The 18,845-nt window shown below is 73.7% G+C and carries 3 protein-coding genes; all 3 read left to right on the top strand.

The annotated features are described in order from the left end of the window. Positions 1-11,175: type I polyketide synthase (locus tag J5X86_RS51745; RefSeq protein WP_374229503.1), on the top strand; the 11,175-nt coding region annotated here is incomplete at its 5' end. After that, positions 11,175-16,133 (top strand): type I polyketide synthase, encoded by a 4,959-nt coding sequence (locus tag J5X86_RS48935; protein WP_208523052.1) that lies wholly within the window; start codon positions 11,175-11,177, stop codon positions 16,131-16,133. The genes J5X86_RS51745 and J5X86_RS48935, both read left to right, overlap by 1 nt. 61 nt (positions 16,134-16,194) lie before the next feature. Then, positions 16,195-18,845, top strand: a 2,651-nt coding sequence (locus J5X86_RS48930; protein ID WP_208523051.1) for a type I polyketide synthase, incomplete at its 3' end; no start/stop codon positions are given.

The raw sequence follows: 18,845 nt of genomic DNA, 5'->3' as shown, positions 1-18,845 counted from the left end.
TCGAACGTCACGGGCGAGTTGGCGGGCGAGGAGGTGTGCTCGCCGGAGTACTGGGTGCGCCATGTGCGTCAGGCGGTGCGTTTCGGGGACGGCATACGGTTCCTCGAAGGGCAGGGTGTCACCCGGTATGTGGAGATCGGCCCGGCCGGTGTGCTCTCCGCCATGGGCCGGGACTGCGTCTCAGAGGCCGCCGCCGCGTTCGTACCCCTCCTGCGCAAGGACCGTGCCGAGGTTGAGGCGTTGCTGTCCGGGGTCGCCCAGCTCCACGCTCATGGTGGCGAGGTGGACTGGGAGCGGGTGTTCGCCGGGCGCGGTGCGCGCCGGGTGGAGTTGCCCACGTATGCCTTCCAGCGGCAGCGCTACTGGCTGGACAGCGACCTTCCCGGGATGGAGGAGGTCGCCACCGGTGAACCTCTGTCATGGCGCGAGGAGTTCACCGCCCTGACCGACCCCGCAGAGCGCGAGCGCGTGGCGCTGGAGCTGGTCCGTACGCATACCGCCTGGGTCCTGGGCTCCCGGGGCCCCGACACCGTCGACCCCGAGAAGATCTTCAAGGATCTCGGCTTCGACTCGCTGATGTCCGTCGAGCTGTGCAACCTCCTCAGCACCGCCACCGGAACACGGCTCGCCGGGACCGTCCTTTTCGACCATCCCACCCCGCTGGCCCTCTCCCGCCACGTCCAGGACGTGGCGGTGGGCTCCCGGACGGCCACGGCCCCGCGCCCGGCCGCTGCCCGGCGCGCCACCGGCCACGACGACCCGATCGCCATCGTGGCGATGAGCTGCCGCCTCCCCGGCGGGGTGCGCACGCCCGAACAGCTGTGGCAACTGGTCGGCGAGGGCCGGGACGCCATCGCGGGCTTCCCCGCCAACCGGGGCTGGGACCTGGAGGGGCTCTACGACCCGGACCCGGCCCGCCACGGCACCAGCTATGTGCGCGAGGGCGGATTCCTCTACGAGGCCGACCAGTTCGACCCGGCCTTCTTCGGCATCAGCCCCCGCGAGGCCCAGGCGATGGACCCCCAGCAGCGGCTGCTGCTGGAGACCGCGTGGGAGGCGTTCGAGCGCGCCGGGATCGACCCCGCCACGCTCAAGGGCAGCGACGCCGGCGTCTTCGTCGGCACCATGCCGCAGGACTACGGGCCGCGGATGGACGAGGCGTCGGAAGGGTTCGAGGGCTATCTGCTGACCGGTGGCACCACCAGCGTCGCCTCCGGCCGTATCGCCTACACCTGGGGTCTTGAGGGCCCGGCGGTCACCGTGGACACGGCGTGCTCGTCGTCCCTGGTGGCCCTGCACATGGCCGTGCGGTCGCTGCGCGAGGGCGAGTGCTCGCTGGCCCTGGCCGGTGGCGCCACCGTGATGTCCAGCCCCGGGATCTTCGTGGAGCTGAGCCGCCAGAAGGCGCTGTCGCCCGACGGCCGCTGCAAGGCGTTCTCGTCGGACGCCGATGGCACCGGCTGGGGCGAGGGCGTGGGCATGGTGCTGCTGGAGCGCCTGTCGGACGCGCGGCGCAACGGCCACCGGGTACTGGCGCTGGTCCGTGGCTCCGCCACCAACCAGGACGGCGCGAGCAACGGCCTCACCGCCCCGAGCGGACCGGCCCAGCAGCGCGTCATCCGGCAGGCGCTGGCGGACGCCGGGCTCACCACGGACGATGTGGACGCGGTCGAGGCACACGGCACCGGCACCTCGCTCGGCGACCCCATCGAGGCCGGGGCGCTGCTGGCCACCTACGGCCAGGACCGCCCCGAGGACCGGCCACTGTGGCTCGGCTCGCTGAAGTCCAACGTCGGCCACCCCCAGGCGGCGGCGGGCGTGGCCGGGGTCATCAAGATGGTGATGGCGCTGCGCCACGGCACGCTCCCCAAGACCCTGCACGTACACGAGCCCTCGCCACATGTCGACTGGTCGTCCGGGGGCGTGGAGCTGCTGACCGAGGCCCGGCCGTGGCCGGAGCCCAAGGCCGCGCGGCCACGGCGCGCGGGCGTCTCGTCCTTCGGCATCAGCGGCACCAACGCCCACGCCATCCTGGAGCAGGCCCCGGCCGAACCGGACGTCGCCGTCCAGGAGGAGGCCCGTCCCGCTGCCCCGGGTCTGCCCGTGCTGCCCTGGGTACTGACCGGGCGCACCGAACAGGCCCTGCGGACCCGGGCCGAGCAACTGCGCGACCATCTGGCCGACCACCCCGGCACCGACCTCGCCGCACTCGGCCGCGCCCTCGCCACCACCCGGACGGCCTTCGGCCACCGGGCGGTGATCCTCGGCCGGGACCGGGAGCGGCTCGTGGACGGGCTCGGCGCGCTCGCGCAGGGCACCCCGGCGCCCCATGTGGTCGAGGGCACGGCGGGCGGGCGCCGGAAGACCGTGTTCGTCTTCCCCGGGCAGGGTTCGCAGTGGATCGGGATGGCGCTCCCGCTGTGGAACGCCTCGCCCGTCTTCGCGGAGCGGCTGGAGGAGTGCGCCGACGCCCTGGAGCCGTTCCTGGACTGGTCGTTGCGCGAGGTGCTGCGCGGTGAGCCGGGCGCCCCGTCGCTGTCCCGCATCGACGTGGTCCAGCCCGCGCTGTTCGCGGTGATGGTGTCGCTGGCCGCGCTGTGGCGCTCGTACGGTGTCGAACCGGCGGCGGTGGTGGGCCATTCGCAGGGTGAGATCGCCGCCGCGTATGTGGCCGGTGGGCTCTCGCTGGAGGACGCCGCCAAGGTGGTGGCCCGGCGCAGCCAGGCATGGGCCGAGCTGAGCGGCAAGGGCGGCATGCTCTCGGTGCTCGCGTCGGCCGAGACGGTCGCCGAGCGGCTTCGGCCGTGGAGCGAACGGCTCGGCATCGCCGCCGTCAACAGCCCCGCGACCGTGACCGTCTCCGGCGACCCGGAGGCCCTGGACGCCTTCATGGCCGAGCTCGCCGCCGACAGGGTGAAGTCCCGCCGGGTGCCTGGCGTGGACACCGCCGGGCACTCCCCGCAGGTCGACGGCTTGCGCGAGCGGCTGCTGCGCGAGGTGGCGGGGGTGCGGCCGCGCGCCTCGCGGATCGCGTACTACTCCACGGTGACCGGCGGACCGCTAAACACCACGGAGCTGGACACCGACTACTGGTACCGGAACATGCGTGAGCCGGTGGACTTCGAGCGGGCCACCCGGGCGCTGCTGGCCGACGGCCACACGGCGTTCATCGAGTGCGCTCCGCACCCCATGCTCGCCATGTCGCTCCAGCAGACCATCGAGGACACCGGAGGGAGCGCCGCCGTCGTCGGCACGCTGCGCCGGGACGAGGGCGACCCGGAGCGCTTCGCCGGCTCGTTCGCCGAGGCGTACGTGCAGGGTGTCGAACCGTGCTGGGACGCCGTGTTCACGGGCGGCCCGGGGCACGGCGCACCGGACGTGGAGCTGCCGACGTATCCGTTCCAGCGGCAGCGGTACTGGCTGGACAAGCCGGTCGCGGCGAGCGATGTGGCCGCCGCCGGACTCGACGCGGCCGGACATCCGCTGCTCGGCGCGGCGGTCCCGCTGGCCGGGGCGGACGACCATCTGTTCACCGGCCGGATCTCCGCACAGGACCACCCCTGGCTGACCGAGCGCACCGGCCCGGACGCGGCCGTGCTCCCCGGCAGCGCCCTCGCCGAACTGGCGATCCGGGCGGGCGACCAGGTCGGCTGCGATCGGATCGAGGAACTCTCCCTGGACACGCCGCTGGTGCTGCCCGAGAAGGGCGCCGCGGTGATCCAGGTACGCGTCGGCGCCCCGGACGGTGGCGGCTTGCGCGCGCTCAGCGTCTACGCACGTGCCGAGGGCGCGGACTCCGACGAGCCGTGGACGCGGTACGCCACCGCGGTCCTGGGCGCCGGTGCCCCCGCCGCGGACCCCGGCCTCGCCGTGTGGCCCCCGGCCGACGCGGTCCCGGTGGAGGTGTCGGGTGGCGCCGTCGCGGCCTGGCGGCTCGGTGAGGACCTGTACGCCGAGGTGGGGCTGACCGAGGCCGAGGAGGCCGACGCCCAGCGCTACGGTCTGCACCCGGTGCTGCTGGAGTCCGTGCTCGAAGCGGTGGAGACCGCGGGCGACGACGGCGGGTCGCGGCTGGCCTCCGCATGGAGCGGTGCCGTACTGCACGCCACGGGCGCCACGGCGCTGCGGGTACGGCTGACACCGACCGGTCCCGACACCTACGCGGTGGCCGCGGCCGACCCGAGCGGCGCCCCGGTGGTCTCGGTGGACCGGCTCGTACTGCGCACGGTGGACACGCCCGAGCCGATCGGTGGCCGCTCCGCCCTCCACCCGTCGCTGTTCCGCCTGGAGTGGCCCGCCGCGCCCACCGCGGACACGGCCGTGGCCCCGGCGACCTGGGCGGTGCTCGGCGACGATCCGCTCGGGCTCTCCCCGGCGGTGGACGCGGTGCCCTACGACGAGACGGCGGACGTGCCGGACGCGGTACTGGTGCCGTGCACCCGCACCCGCACCCGCACCGCCGAGGGCGACGGAGACGTGGCGGAGGCGGCCCACGTGGCCGCCCACCGCGTGCTGGCGCTCATCCAGCGGTGGATCTCGGATGAGCGCCTCGCCTCCTCCAGGCTGGTGTTCGTCACCCGAGGCGCGGTCGCGGCCGTCCCCGGCGAAGCGGTGCCCGATGTGGCACACGGCGCCGTATGGGGGCTGGTGCGCTCGGCGCAGTCGGAGCACCCCGGACGCTTCGTCCTCGTCGACCTCGACGGCCACCCGGAGTCGGTGGACGCCCTCCCGGGCGCGGTGGCCTCCGGCGAACCGCAGTGCGCGGTGCGCGAGGGCCGGGCGCGGGTACCCCGGCTGGGCCGGGTGGCTATGGGGGCTGGGGCCGGTGCGGCTGCTGGGGCTGCTGGGGCCGTCGCCACCCGGGCTTCTGGGGGCATCGGCACCGGGGTTGCCCAGGTTGCTGGGGCCGGGGTTGCCGGGCCCGCCGCGACCGTGGCCACCGGCGCCGAGACCGCTGAGGCCAACGGCACCGAGACCGCTGAGGCCAACGGCGCCGGGGTTGCCGGGGTTGCCGCGGTTGCCGCCACCGAGGTTGCCGGGCTCGGCGCGACCGTGGCCGCCGCCATCGAGGCCGCCGAGACCACTGCCACCGAAGCCACCGAGGTCGCCACCACCAGGGCTACCGAGTCCGCCGGCACACGGCCCACCGAGGCCGCCGACGCCCACCGACGGCTGGACCCCGAGGGCACCGTTCTCGTCACCGGCGCCACCGGCACCCTCGGCGGGCTCCTCGCCCGCCACCTCGTGACCGAGCACGGCGTACGGCATCTGCTGCTGACCAGCCGACGCGGGCCCGCCGCCGAGGGCATGGCCGAACTCCGCGCGGAGCTGGACGAGTTGGGGGCCACCGTCACCGTCGCCGCCTGCGATACGGCCGACCGGGAGGCGCTTGCCGGGCTGCTCGGCGCGATACCCGCCGCGCATCCGCTGACCGCCGTGATCCATGCGGCGGGTGTACTCGACGACGGCGTCGTGGACGCGCTGAACCCCGAGCGGCTCGACCGGGTGCTGCGGCCCAAGGTGGACGCCGCATGGAACCTGCACGTGCTGACCGCGGACCACGACCTGGCCGCGTTCGTCCTCTACTCCTCCGTCGTCGCCACCATCGGCAACGCCGGACAGGCCAACTACGCCGCCGCCAACGCCTTCCTGGACTCCCTCGCCCAGCACCGCAGGGCCCGCGGCCTGGCCGCCCAGTCCCTCGCCTGGGGCCTGTGGGAGCAGCGCAGCGGCATGAGCGGCCATCTGGCCGACGCCGATGTGCGGCGCATGGCGCGCTCCGGCATCCGTCCGCTGCCCAGCGCGGAGGGTATGGAACTCTTCGACGCCGCGCGGGCGGCCGGGGACGCCACTCTGGTGCCCGCCCGGCTCGATCTGGCGGACCTGCGCAGGCGGGCCACGAGCGGCACCCCCGGCCAGGACGCCGTCCCCGCTTATCTGCGCGGCCTGGTCAGGACGCCGGTCCGCCGGGTGGTACGGACCGGTGGCGGAGGCGGGGCCGTGGAAACCGACGAGAGCTCGCTGGGCCGGCGGCTGGCCGCCCTGGCGGCGGCCGACCGCGATCCGTTCCTGCTGGACCTGGTGCGGGAGCACGCGGCGGCCGTGCTGGGGCTCGCCGCCCCGGAGGACATCGAGGCCACCCGCGCCTTCCGGGAGGTCGGCTTCGACTCCCTGACGGCCGTGGAGTTGCGCAACCGGCTGGGCACGGCCACCGGGCTGCGGCTGCCGACCACCCTCCTCTTCGACTATCCGACCCCCGCCGTGCTGGTGGACCATCTGCGGCGCGAGGCACTGGGCGAGCGGGAGGAGGTGGCGGCCGTGGTGGCCGCCGTCCGGCCCGCCGATGACGATCCGATCGCCATCGTGGCCATGAGCTGCCGGCTGCCGGGCGGGGTCCGCGCGCCCGAGGAGCTGTGGGAGCTGGTGGCCGACGGCCGCGATGTGATCTCGGCCTTCCCGGCCGACCGCGGCTGGAACGTCGAGGAGCTGTACGACCCCAACCCCGATACACCGGGCAGGAGTTATGCCAAGGAGGGCGGCTTCCTCTACGACGCCTACCACTTCGACCCCGAGTTCTTCGGGATCTCCCCGCGCGAGGCGCTCGCCATGGACCCGCAGCAGCGGCTGCTGCTGGAGACCTCCTGGGAGGCGCTGGAGCGCGCCGGGATCGACCCGCACACCACCCGGGGCAGCACCGCCGGCGTGTTCATCGGTTCCACCGGCCAGGACTACGCCTCGGGGCTCGGCGAGATCCCCGAGGACATGGAGGGGTATCTGCTGACCGGCAAGGCCGCCAGCGTGGTCTCCGGCCGCATCGCCTACTCCCTCGGCTGGGAGGGCCCGGCGCTCACCATCGACACCGCGTGCTCCTCCTCCCTGGTCGCCATCCACCAGGCGGCGCAGGCGCTGCGCCAGGGCGAATGCTCGATGGCGCTGGCGGGCGGCACGACGATGATGTCCACGCCGAGCCTGTTCATCGAGTTCAGCCGGCAGCGCGGTCTCGCCCCCGACGGCAGGTCGAAGGCGTTCTCCTCCGACACCGACGGCACCAGCTGGGGCGAGGGCGTCAGCATGGTGCTCCTGGAGCGGCTGTCCGACGCCCGGGCCAACGGCCATGAGGTGCTGGCGCTGGTGCGCGGCTCCGCCGTCAACCAGGACGGCGCCAGCAACGGCCTCACCGCCCCCAACGGCCCCTCCCAGCAGCGGGTGATCCGGCAGGCGCTGGCGAACGCCGGGCTGTCGGCCGCCGAGGTGGACGCCGTCGAGGCCCACGGCACCGGCACCACGCTCGGCGACCCGATCGAGGCCCAGGCCATCCTCGCCACCTACGGCCAGGGCCGGGAGGCCGAACGGCCGCTGTGGCTGGGCGCGCTGAAGTCCAACATCGGCCACACCCAGGGCGCGGCCGGCGGCGCCGGTGTCATCAAGATGGTCATGGCGATGCGCCACGGTCTGCTGCCCAGGACACTCCACGTCAAGGAGCCCACCCCGCATGTGGACTGGACGGCCGGAGCGGTCGAGCTGCTGACCGAGGCCAGGGACTGGCCGGTGGACGAGCGGGTGCGCCGCGCCGGGGTGTCCGCCTTCGGTATCAGCGGCACCAACGCCCACCTCATCCTGGAGGAACCGCCCGCCGAGCCCGCCGCCGACCCGGAGCCGGAGCCGTCGGTGCGCACCGATGTGGTGCCTTGGGTGGTGTCCGGCCGTACCGAGGTGGCGTTGCGCGCCCAGGCGGCGCGGCTGCGGTCGTACGTGACGGAGCGGCCGGAGCTGGACCCGGTGGATGTGGGCTACTCGCTGGCGCTGGCCCGGTCCGCCTTCGGCCACCGGGCGGCGGTCGTCGGCCGTGACCGGGAGGAGCTGTTGAGCGGGCTGGACCAGCTCGCCACGGGGGTCACCCCCGGCACGGTGGCCGACGAGGAGGGCAGGACGGCGTTCCTGTTCACCGGGCAGGGCGCGCAACGACCCGGTATGGGAAGGGAGTTGTACGCGGCGTTCCCGGTGTTCGCGGCGGCGTTCGACGCGGTGTGTGCGGAGTTGGACCGTCATCTGGATGGTTCGGTGCGGGAGGTGGTCTTCGGCGGGGATGCGGAGGCGCTGGACCGGACGGTGTTCACACAGACCGGGCTGTTCGCTGTGGAGGTGGCGCTGTTCCGGCTCATCCAGTCGTGGGGTCTCGCACCGGATTTCGTGGTGGGGCATTCGGTGGGGGAGCTGGCCGCGGCGCATGTGGCGGGGGTGTTCTCGCTGGAGGACGCGGCCGCTCTTGTCGCGGCCCGCGGTCGGCTGATGCAGGCGCTGCCCGAAGGCGGTGCGATGGTGTCGCTGAAGGCCGCGGAGGCCGAGGTGCTGCCACATCTGGCCGGTTACGAGGACCGGGTGAGTGTGGCGGCGGTCAATGGCCCGGCGGCGACCGTCATCTCCGGTGAGGAGTCGGCGGTGCTGGCGGTGGCGGAGGCGGTGGGGGTCAAAAGCAAGCGGCTGTCCGTCTCGCACGCTTTCCACTCGCCGCTGATGGAGGGGATGCTGGCCCAATTCGCCGACGTGGCGGCCGGGATCCCCTACTCCGCACCGCGACTGGCGATCATTTCGAACGTCACGGGCGAGTTGGCGGGCGAGGAGGTGTGCTCGCCGGAGTACTGGGTGCGCCATGTGCGTCAGGCGGTGCGTTTCGGGGACGGCATACGGTTCCTCGAAGGGCAGGGTGTCACCCGGTATGTGGAGATCGGCCCGGCCGGTGTGCTCTCCGCCATGGGCCGGGACTGCGTCTCAGAGGCCGCCGCCGCGTTCGTACCCCTCCTGCGCAAGGACCGTGCCGAGGTTGAGGCGTTGCTGTCCGGGGTCGCCCAGCTCCACGCTCATGGTGGCGAGGTCGACTGGGAGCGGGTGTTCGCCGGGCGCGGTGCACGCCGGGTGGAGTTGCCCACGTACGCCTTCCAGCGGCAGCGCTACTGGTTCGACCCCGCCACGTCTGGAACCCCGACCGCCGCCGCCACGGACGCGTCCGCCGTGGAGGCACGCTTCTGGGAGGCGGTTGAGCGCGAGGACCTGGAGGCGCTGACCACCACCCTGGAGATCGACCAGCAGACGCGGCTCAGCGAACTGCTGCCCGCGCTCTCCTCCTGGCGCCGGGGCCAGAGCGACCGCGCCACCGTGGACTCCTGGCGCTACCGGATCACCTGGTCCCCGGTGTCCGTCGAGGAGCGTACGGCGCCGCTGTCCGGCACCTGGCTGCTGGCCGTGCCCGAGGGCCGGGCCGACAGCGCGCGGACCGCCGCCGTGGTGGCGGCCCTCGACCGGCGCGGCGCACACGTCACCCCCCTCACCCTGGCCACGACCGGCCGTGACGCGCTCGCCGAGCGGCTGCGCCAGGCGGTAGCCTTGGGGGGCACCCCGGCCGGTGTGCTCTCGCTGCTCGCCCTCGACGACGGCCCGCACCCCGAACACACCGCGCTCACCACCGGTCTGGCCCTCAACGTCGGACTGATCCAGGCGCTGGGCGACGCGGGGATCGCCGCGCCGCTGTGGCTCGCCACCGCCGGGGCCGTGTCGGTGAGCGGATCCGATCCGCTCGGCAGCCCCGCACAGGCCGCCACCTGGGGCCTCGGCCGGGTTGTGGCCCTGGAACACCCCCAGCGGTGGGGCGGTCTCGTCGACCTCCCCGGGGACCTCGACGAGCGGACGGCGGACCGGCTGTGCGCCGCGCTCTCCGGCATCGTCGGCGACAGCGGTCCGGAGGACCAACTCGCCCTCCGCGACGCCGGGGTGTTCGTCCGGCGGCTCGTCCGGGCGCCGCTGCGCACACCGGGCCGGGAGAGCTGGAAGCCGCATGGCACGGTGCTGATCACCGGGGGCACCGGCGGGCTCGGCGCCCAGGTCGCCCGCTGGCTGGCCCGCTCCGGCGCCGAACATCTCGTGCTCACCAGCCGACGTGGCATGGCGGCACCCGGCGCCGCCGAACTGCGCGACGAGCTGACCGCGCTGGGCGAGGGCGGCGTCCGGGTGACGGTGGCGGCGTGCGACGTCCGCGACCGCGACGAGGTGGCGGCGCTGCTGCACCGGACCACCGCCGGGGGCGACCCGGTGCACGCCGTCTTCCACGCCGCGGGCGTCGTGGAGTTCTCCCAGCTCGCCGACAGTACGGTGGCCGACTTCGCGGAGATGGCCGACGGCAAGGTCCTGGGCGCCGCCCATCTGGACGCGTTGCTGGACCAGGACCACCTCGAGGCGTTCGTGCTCTTCTCCTCGATCGCCGCCACCTGGGGGAGTGGCGGACAGAGCGCCTACGCTTCCGCCAACGCCTACTTGGACGCCCTCGCCGAGCACCGCGCGGCACGCGGCCTCCCCGCCACCTCCGTGGCCTGGGGCCCCTGGGCCGACCACGGCATGATCGAGCACGGCGAGGTGGCGGAGCACCTCGGCCGCCGTGGACTGCCCGCGATGGCACCGCAGTTGGCGGTGGCCGCGCTCGGCGAGGCACTGCACACCGGCGAGACCTCGCTCGTCCTCGCCGATGTGCGCTGGGACCGCTTCGTCCCCGGCTTCACCGCGGCGCGTCCCCGGCCGCTGATCGGCGAGCTGCCGGAGGTGCGCGACGCCCTCGCCACCACGGCGGCCGCCCCCGACGCCAGCGGGCCGGACGGCGTGGCGGACACCTTCCTGGAGAGCCTCGCGGGCCTGTCGGGCGAGAACCTGGACCGGGCCCTGCGGGATCTGGTGCACGCCCAGGCTGCGGCCGTGCTCGGCCACTCCTCGTCCGACGCGGTCGCCGGCGGCCGCCCGTTCAAGGAGCTGGGCTTCGACTCGCTCACCGCCGTCGAACTGCGCAACCGGCTGGCCACGGTCACCGGACTCGACCTGCCCGCCACCCTCGTCTTCGACTATCCGGCGCCCGCGCCGCTGGCCGAGTACCTCCGCGGCGAGCTGCCGTCGGCCCGGCCGACGGACGCGCTCACCCTCCTCGACGACCTGGACCGGTGGGAGTCCGCACTGCCGGAGCTGATCGCCGACGACGGAGTCCGGGAGCGCCTGACGGGGCGTCTCGGCGACCTCATGGCGAAGTTGGGCGGCACGCCCGTGGAGCACACCGGCAGCCCATCCCCCGACACCGAACTCCTTTCCGCTACCGCCGACGAGGTCTTCGACTTCATCGACAACGAATTCGGGGCTTCCTGATGGCGAACGAGAACGAAGAGAAACTCCTCACCTACCTCAAGCGGGTCTCCTCCGACCTCAAGCAGGCCCGTGCGCGGCTGGACCAGATCGAGGCCGACGAGCGGGAGCCGATCGCCATCGTCTCGATGGGCTGCCGCTTCCCCGGCGGTGTCCGTTCACCGGAGGACCTGTGGCGGCTGGTGGCCGAGGGCCGGGACGCGATCTCGGAGTTCCCCGTCAACCGGGGCTGGGACGTCGAGGGACTCTACGACCCGGATCCGGGCCGGTCGGGCACCTGCAACACCCGCGAAGGCGGATTCGTCCACGACGCCGACCAGTTCGACCCGGCCTTCTTCGGCATCTCCCCGCGTGAGGCGCTGGCCATGGACCCGCAGCAGCGGCTGCTGCTCGAAGTGTCCTGGGAGGCGATCGAACGCGCGGGCATCGACCCGTTCTCGCTGAAGGGAAGCAGGGCCGGAGTCTATGTGGGACTCGCCTCGTTCCAATACGGCGGAGATCCGCAGTACGCGCCGCAGAGCGTCGAGGGCCATCTGCTGATCGGCAACGTCTCCAGCGTCGCCTCCGGCCGCATCTCCTACACCCTCGGCCTCGAAGGCCCGGCCGTCACCCTGGACACCGCGTGCTCCTCATCGCTGGTGACCATGCATCTGGCGGCCCAGGCGCTGCGCCGCGGCGAATGCTCGCTGGCGCTGGCCGGAGGGGCGGCGGTCATGGCCACCCCCGGTGTCTTCGTCGAGTTCAGCCATCAGCGCGGACTGGCGGCCAACGGCCGCTGCAAGTCCTTCGCCGCGGGCGCCGACGGCACCGGCTGGGGCGAAGGCGCGGGCATGGTGCTGCTGGAGCGGCTGTCCGACGCCCGCCGCAACGGTCACCCGGTCCTCGCCGTCCTGCGCTCCAGCGCCATCAACCAGGACGGCGCCAGCAACGGCCTCGCCGCGCCCAACGGCCCGGCCCAGCGCCGGGTCATCGAGGCGGCGCTGACCGCCGCCGGGCTGACGGTGGACGACGTCGACGCCGTCGAGGCCCATGGCACGGGCACGGCGCTCGGCGACCCGATCGAGGCGGGCGCGTTGCTCGCCACCTACGGCAAGGGCCGCACCTTGGGCCATCCGCTGTGGCTCGGCTCGCTCAAGTCCAACATCGGCCACACCCAGGCGGCGGCCGGGGTCGGCGGGGTCATCAAGACGGTGATGGCGCTGCACCACGGAACGCTGCCGAGGACACTCCACGTCGACCAGGCGTCCCCGGCCGTCAACTGGTCCTCCGGCGCGGTCGAGCTGCTGACCGAGGCCCAGGAGTGGCCGGAGCGTGGCCGCCCGCGCCGCGCCGGGGTGTCCGCGTTCGGCGTGAGCGGCACCAACGCCCATGTCATCCTCGAACAGGCCCCGGCCGCCGGGGAGGACGAAGAAGACGGCGCACCCGCACTCGACGGGACCGCGCTCGGCGGCTCCGCCGTCCCCTGGGTGCTCTCCGGCAGAAGCGAAACGGCCCTGCGGGCGCAGGCGGAGCGGCTGCTGACGCGGCTGAACGAGCGTCCCGGCCTGTCCCCGGCCGACGTCGGCCACGCGCTCGCCACCGGTCGGTCGGCCTTCGAATACCGCGCCGCCGTGGTGGGCACTGACCGCTCCCAACTCCTAGGCCATCTGGAGGCGTTGGCCTCCGGAGCGGTGTCCGCCGGGGTGGTGCGCGGCGAGGGCGCTGCGGTGGTGGAGGCCCGTCCGGTGTTCGTGTTTCCGGGGCAGGGGTCGCAGTGGGTGGGGATGGCGGTGGGGTTGCTGGATTCTTCGCCGGTGTTCGCGGGTCGGTTGGTGGAGTGTGAGGCGGCGCTGTCGGGGTTTGTGGAGTGGTCGTTGAGTGAGGTGTTGCGGGGTGGGGGTCCGGGGTTGGGGCGGGTGGATGTGGTGCAGCCGGTGTTGTGGGCGGTGATGGTGTCGTTGGCGGAGGTGTGGCGGTCGTGTGGGGTGGTGCCTGTGGCCGTGGTGGGGCATTCGCAGGGTGAGATCGCCGCGGCGGTGGTGGCGGGTGGATTGTCGTTGGAGGACGGTGCGCGGGTGGTGGCGCTGCGGTCGCAGGCCATTGCACGGGGCCTTGCCGGACACGGCGGCATGATGTCCGTTTCGCTCCCGGTCGAGGAGGTGCGGGAGCGGATCGCCGCGTGGGACGGCCGTATCTCGGTGGCGGCCGTCAACGGCCCCGGTGCGGTGGTGGTCTCCGGTGAACCGGAGGCGCTGCACGAGCTGCTGGCCCGCTGCGAGGCCGAGGAGGTACGGGCGAAGCTGATCCCGGTGGACTACGCCTCGCACTCCGCCCAGGTGGAGCAGATCCACGACGAGCTGCTCGACATCCTCGCCCCCATCCGTCCGCGCACCTCGCGGATCGTCTTCCACTCGACCGTCACCGGTGAACCCCTCGACACCGCCGGGCTCGACGCCGCCTACTGGGCCCGCAACCTGCGCGAGACCGTGCGGCTCGAAACGGCCACCCGGGCGCTGCTCACCAGCGGCCACCGGCTGTTCGTGGAGGTGAGCCCGCACCCCGTACTGGCCGCCGCCATGGAGGCCACCGTCGAGGCCGCCGACGGCACGGCCGCCGTCATCGGCACCCTGCGCCGCGAGGAGGGCGGCCCCGAGCGGATGCTGCTTTCGCTCGCCCAGGCGTATGTCCATGGCGCGGAGGCGGACTGGCGGGGGCTGTTCGCCGGGCGGGGAGCCGGCCGCGTCGACCTTCCCACGTACGCGTTCCAGCGCGCCCGATACTGGGTCGAGCCCCAGAGCGGGCCCGTCGCCGAAGCGGCCACCGGCCCGGCGGAGGCGGAGTTCTGGACCGCGGTCGAGAACGCCGACCTGGACACGCTGACGGCCACACTGGGCACCGGCGCCGACGCGCCCCTCAGCGAGGTGCTTCCGCTGCTCTCCTCGTGGCGCTCCCGGCTGAGCGACCAGGCGGTGCTCGACTCGTGGCGCTACCGCATCGGCTGGCAGCCGGTCGACGGACAGCGGACCCCCGCGCTCACCGGCCGCTGGCTGGTGGCGGTGCCCGACACCACCGGGGCCGCTGACACCGAGGCCACCAGCACCGGGGCCACCAGCACCGAGGCCACCAGCACCGATGCCGCCGATGCCGGAGCCACCCACGCCGGAGCCGCCGACACCGAGGCCATCACCGCCGGACTCGCCGCGCTCGGCGCCGAGATCGTCCCCCTGCGGATCGGCCCGGACGACACCGACCGCGCCCGCCTCGCCACCCGTATCACCGAGGCCCTCGGGGAAGCCGGGGCGCCCGGCGGGGTGGTGTCCCTGCTGGCCCTCGACGAGGCACCGCATCCGGCACACCCCGACGTCCCCACCGGGTTCGCCACCACCCTCGCCCTGGTGCGGGCGCTGGGCGACGCGGGCCTCGACGCGCCCCTGTGGTGTGTCACCCGCGGCGCGGTCTCCGCTGGTGGCACCGACCGTCTCGAAGCTCCCACGCAAGCCTTCGTCTGGGGTCTGGGCGGTGCGGTCGCCCTGGAACACCCGCAGCGCTGGGGTGGCCTGATCGATCTGCCCGCCAGGCTCGACGAGGGTTCGCTCCGGGCGCTCGCCCGCGCCCTGACCGGGCAGGATGGGGAGGACCAACTGGCCATCCGCGCCTCGGGCACCCTCGCCCGGCGGCTCAGGCGGGCCGGTGCCACTTCCTCCGCCGAGCGCTGGCGGCCCCGCGGCACAGTCCTGATCACCGGCGGCACCGGCGGCGTCGGCGCCCAGATCGCCCGCGGGCTGGTCCACGAGGGCGCCGAACACGTGGTGCTCGTCAGCCGCAGCGGGCCCCAGGCCCCGGGCGCGGCCGAGCTGGAGGCCGAACTGACCGAGTGCGGCGCCCAGGTGACCGTCGCCGCTTGCGATGTGGCCGACCGCGCGGCGCTGGCACACCTGCTGGACTCGGTCACGGGCGACGGCGCGGACCACCCGCTGACCGCCGTGGTGCACGCCGCGGGTACCCTGGACGACGCCACTGTCGACGCGCTCACCCCCGAGCGGATCGAGGCCGTACTGCGCCCCAAGGCGGCGGGCGCGCGCCATCTGCACGAGCTCACCCGGGACCTGGACCTCGACGCGTTCGTCCTGCTCTCCTCGATCGCCGGCACCGTGGGCGCCGCCGGACAGGGCAACTACGCCGCGGCCAGCGCGTATCTCGACGCGCTCGCCCAACTCCGGCGCGCGGACGGCCTGCCCGCCACGTCGGTGGCCTGGAGCGCCTGGGCGGGTGGCGGAATGATCGACGGTGAGGTGGCGGACCAGCTAGGACGGCGTGGCGCGCCTCCCATCGACGGTGCGCGGGCCCTGGAACTGCTGCGGCAGACGGTCGCGCACGGCGACGGTTTCCTCGTCGCGGCCGACATCGACTGGGGTCGTTTCGCACCCGCCCTGTCCGCCCTCCGGCCGGTTCCGCTGCTCGCCGACCTCCCCGAGGCGGGCGGCACCGGGCAGGACCCGGCCTCGGCGGAGCGGGAGGAGGCCGGTGGCGCCGCGGCGCTGCGCAAGCGGCTCGTGGAGCTGAGCCCGGCCGACCGTCACACCGCCCTGGTGGAGCTGGTGAGCCAGCAGGCGGCCGCGGCCCTCGGCTACGCCGACGCGGGCGCGGTCGAGACCGGGCGGGCCTTCAAGGAGCTGGGCTTCGACTCGCTCACCGCGGTCGATCTGCGCAACCGGCTGAACGCCGCCACCGGGCTGCGGCTGCCGGTCACCCTCGTCTTCGACTACCCGACCGCCGACGACCTCGCCGGGCTGCTGCGGGAGGAACTCCTGCCGTCGGACGAGGAGTCCATGGACACCGCGTCGCTCGCGGAGCTCGACCGCGCCCAGTCCACCCTCGCCGCCCTGGAGCTGGACGATATCGAATCGGCCACGGACGACGAGATGTTCGAGCTGCTCGACGGAATGTTCGAGCTGCTGGGCCGGGATCTGACGGCCCGATGAACCGCCGCGCCACCGCCCCGGCCGCCACCGACGTTCCGGCCCTCTTGAGGAGCTGACGACCATGGACAACGAGAAGAAGCTGCGCGACTACCTCAAGCGGGCCACCGGCCACCTCCGCGCGGCACACGGCCGGATCCAGGAGCTGCAGACCCCCGAGCCCATCGCCATCGTGGCGATGAACTGCCGCTACGCGGGCGACATCCGGTCCCCCGAGGACCTGTGGCAGGCCGTCGCCGAAGGCCGGGACGGCATGGGCGACTTCCCGGCCGACCGGGGCTGGGACCTGCCGAACCTCTTCGACCCGGACCCCGACCGGGAGGGCCGCACCTACGCCCGCCAGGGCGGATTCCTCAATGACGTGGACCAGTTCGACCCGGCGTTCTTCGGCATCTCGCCGCGCGAGGCCCTCACCATGGACCCGCAGCAGCGGCTGCTGCTGGAAGTGGTCTGGGAGACCTTCGAACGGGCCGGAATCGACCCGGGCACCCTGCGCGGCAGCGACACCGGCATCTTCATGGGTGCCACCGACTTCGACTACGCCCGCGGTCTGACCGAGCTGCCCGAAGGACTCGAAGGCCAGATGTCCATGGGCGCCTCGGGCGCCATCCTCTCCGGCCGGGTCGCCTACACCCTGGGCCTGGAGGGACCGGCCGTCACGGTCGACACCATGTGCTCGTCCTCGCTGGTGGCGCTGCACATGGCCTGCCAGGCGCTGCGGCAGGGCGACTGCTCGATGGCGCTCACCGGCGGCACCACCGTGATGTCCACGCCGAGCGGCTTCATCGAGTTCAGCCGCCAGCGGGCGCTGTCCACCTCCTCCCGCTGCCAGGCGTTCTCCTCGACGGCCGACGGCACCGCCTGGGGCGAGGGCGTCGGAGTGCTGCTGCTGGAACGGCTCTCCGACGCCCGCCGCAACGGCCACACCGTGCTCGCGGTCGTCCGCGGCTCCGCCATCAACCAGGACGGCGCCAGCAACGGCCTCACCGCGCCCAACGGCCGTGCGCAGCAGCGGGTGATCCGGCAGGCGCTGGCCAACGCCACGCTGTCTGGCGCCGATGTCGATGTGGTCGAGGCGCACGGCACGGGGACGTCGCTGGGCGACCCCATCGAGGCGGGCGCCCTGCTCGCCACGTACGGGAAGAAGCGCCCGGCCGACCGGCCGCTGTGGCTCGGCTCGCTGAAGTCCAACATCGGCCACACGGCAGCCGCCGCGGGGGTCGGCGGCGTGATCAAGATGGTGCAGGCGATCCGCCACGGTGTGCTGCCCAGGACCCTGCACGTCGAGGAGCCGTCGCCCAACGTGGACTGGTCCTCGGGCGCCGTCGAACTGCTCACCCAGGCCCGGCCGTGGCCGGAGACCGGGCGGGTCCGCCGCGCCGGGGTCTCCGCCTTCGGCGCCAGCGGCACCAACGCCCACGCCATCATCGAGCAGGCCCCCGAGGGGGAGCCTTCGGGCACTTCGGCCGAGGGGGACGCCCCGGTGGGCGGGGGAGTGGTGCCGTGGTTGCTGTCGGCCAAGACCGAGTCGGGCCTGCGGGCGCAGGCGGAACGGCTGCTGGAGCGCCTCGCGGAGGACCCGGTGCTGCCCCCGGCCGACGTGGGCCTCTCGCTGGCCACCACCCGCGCCCTCTTCGACCACCGCGCCGTGGTGGTCGGTGGCGGCGTCGAGGACTTCCGCGGCGGGCTGACGGCGCTCACCCGGGGCGAGCCCGGTGGCCTCGTGGCCCAGGGCGTGGCGGGCCCGGCCGGTAAGCCGGTGTTCGTGTTTCCGGGTCAGGGGTCGCAGTGGGTGGGGATGGCGGTGGAGTTGCTGGATTCTTCGCCGGTGTTCGCGAATCGGATCGTGGAGTGTGAGGCGGCGCTGGCGGAGTTCGTGGAGTGGTCGCTGGTCGAGGTGTTGCGGGGTGGGGGTCCGGGGTTGGAGCGGGTGGATGTGGTGCAGCCGGCGTTGTGGGCGGTGATGGTGTCGTTGGCGGAGGTGTGGCGGTCGTGTGGGGTGGTGCCTGCTGCGGTGGTGGGGCATTCGCAGGGTGAGATCGCCGCGGCGGTGGTGGCGGGGGCGTTGTCGTTGGAGGACGGGGCGCGAGTGGTGGCGCTGCGGTCGCAGGCCATCGCACGCGGCCTTGCGGGACACGGCGGGATGATGTCCGTCGCTCAGAGCGCCGATCGGGTGCGCGAGCGGATCACCGCCTGGAAGGGCCGTATCTCCGTCGCGGCGGTCAACGGCCCTGGCTCGATCGTGGTGTCCGGTGACCCGGAGGCGCTGCGTGAACTCCAGGCGGAGTGCGAGGCAGAGGACGTACGGGCGAAGCTGATCCCGGTGGACTACGCGTCCCACTCGGCCCATGTCGAGGAGCTGCGCGAGGAACTGCTCGACCTCCTCGCCCCGATCCGCCCGCGCACCTCGGACATCACCTTCCACTCCACCGTGACGGGCACACCCCTGGACACCGCGGGTCTGGACGCCGGGTACTGGTACACCAATTTGCGGGAGACGGTGGAGCTGGAGTCGGCGGTGCGGGCTCTGTCGGCGGCCGGGTTCGGGACGTTTCTTGAAATGAGCCCCCATCCGGTGTTGACGATGCCGTTGCAGGCGACGGTCGAGGACGCGGTGGTCGTGGGGTCGCTGCGGCGTGATGAGGGCGGTCCCGAGCGGTTCCTGGCCTCGCTGGGCGAGGCGTTCGTCCGCGGGGTGGCCGTCGACTGGGCCGC

Source organism: Streptomyces sp. NEAU-YJ-81 (genome assembly GCF_017592595.1).
GTDB lineage: Bacteria > Actinomycetota > Actinomycetes > Streptomycetales > Streptomycetaceae > Streptomyces > Streptomyces hygroscopicus_B.
Note: the sequence above shows the minus strand (reverse complement) of the source record. Positions and strands in the feature narration are given on the sequence as shown.

Bases quoted from the DNA above. Each gene is read 5' to 3' on its own strand.
- J5X86_RS48935 (WP_208523052.1), top strand. From the start codon at position 11,175: ATGGCGAACGAGAACGAAGAGAAACTCCTCACCTACCTCAAGCGGGTC.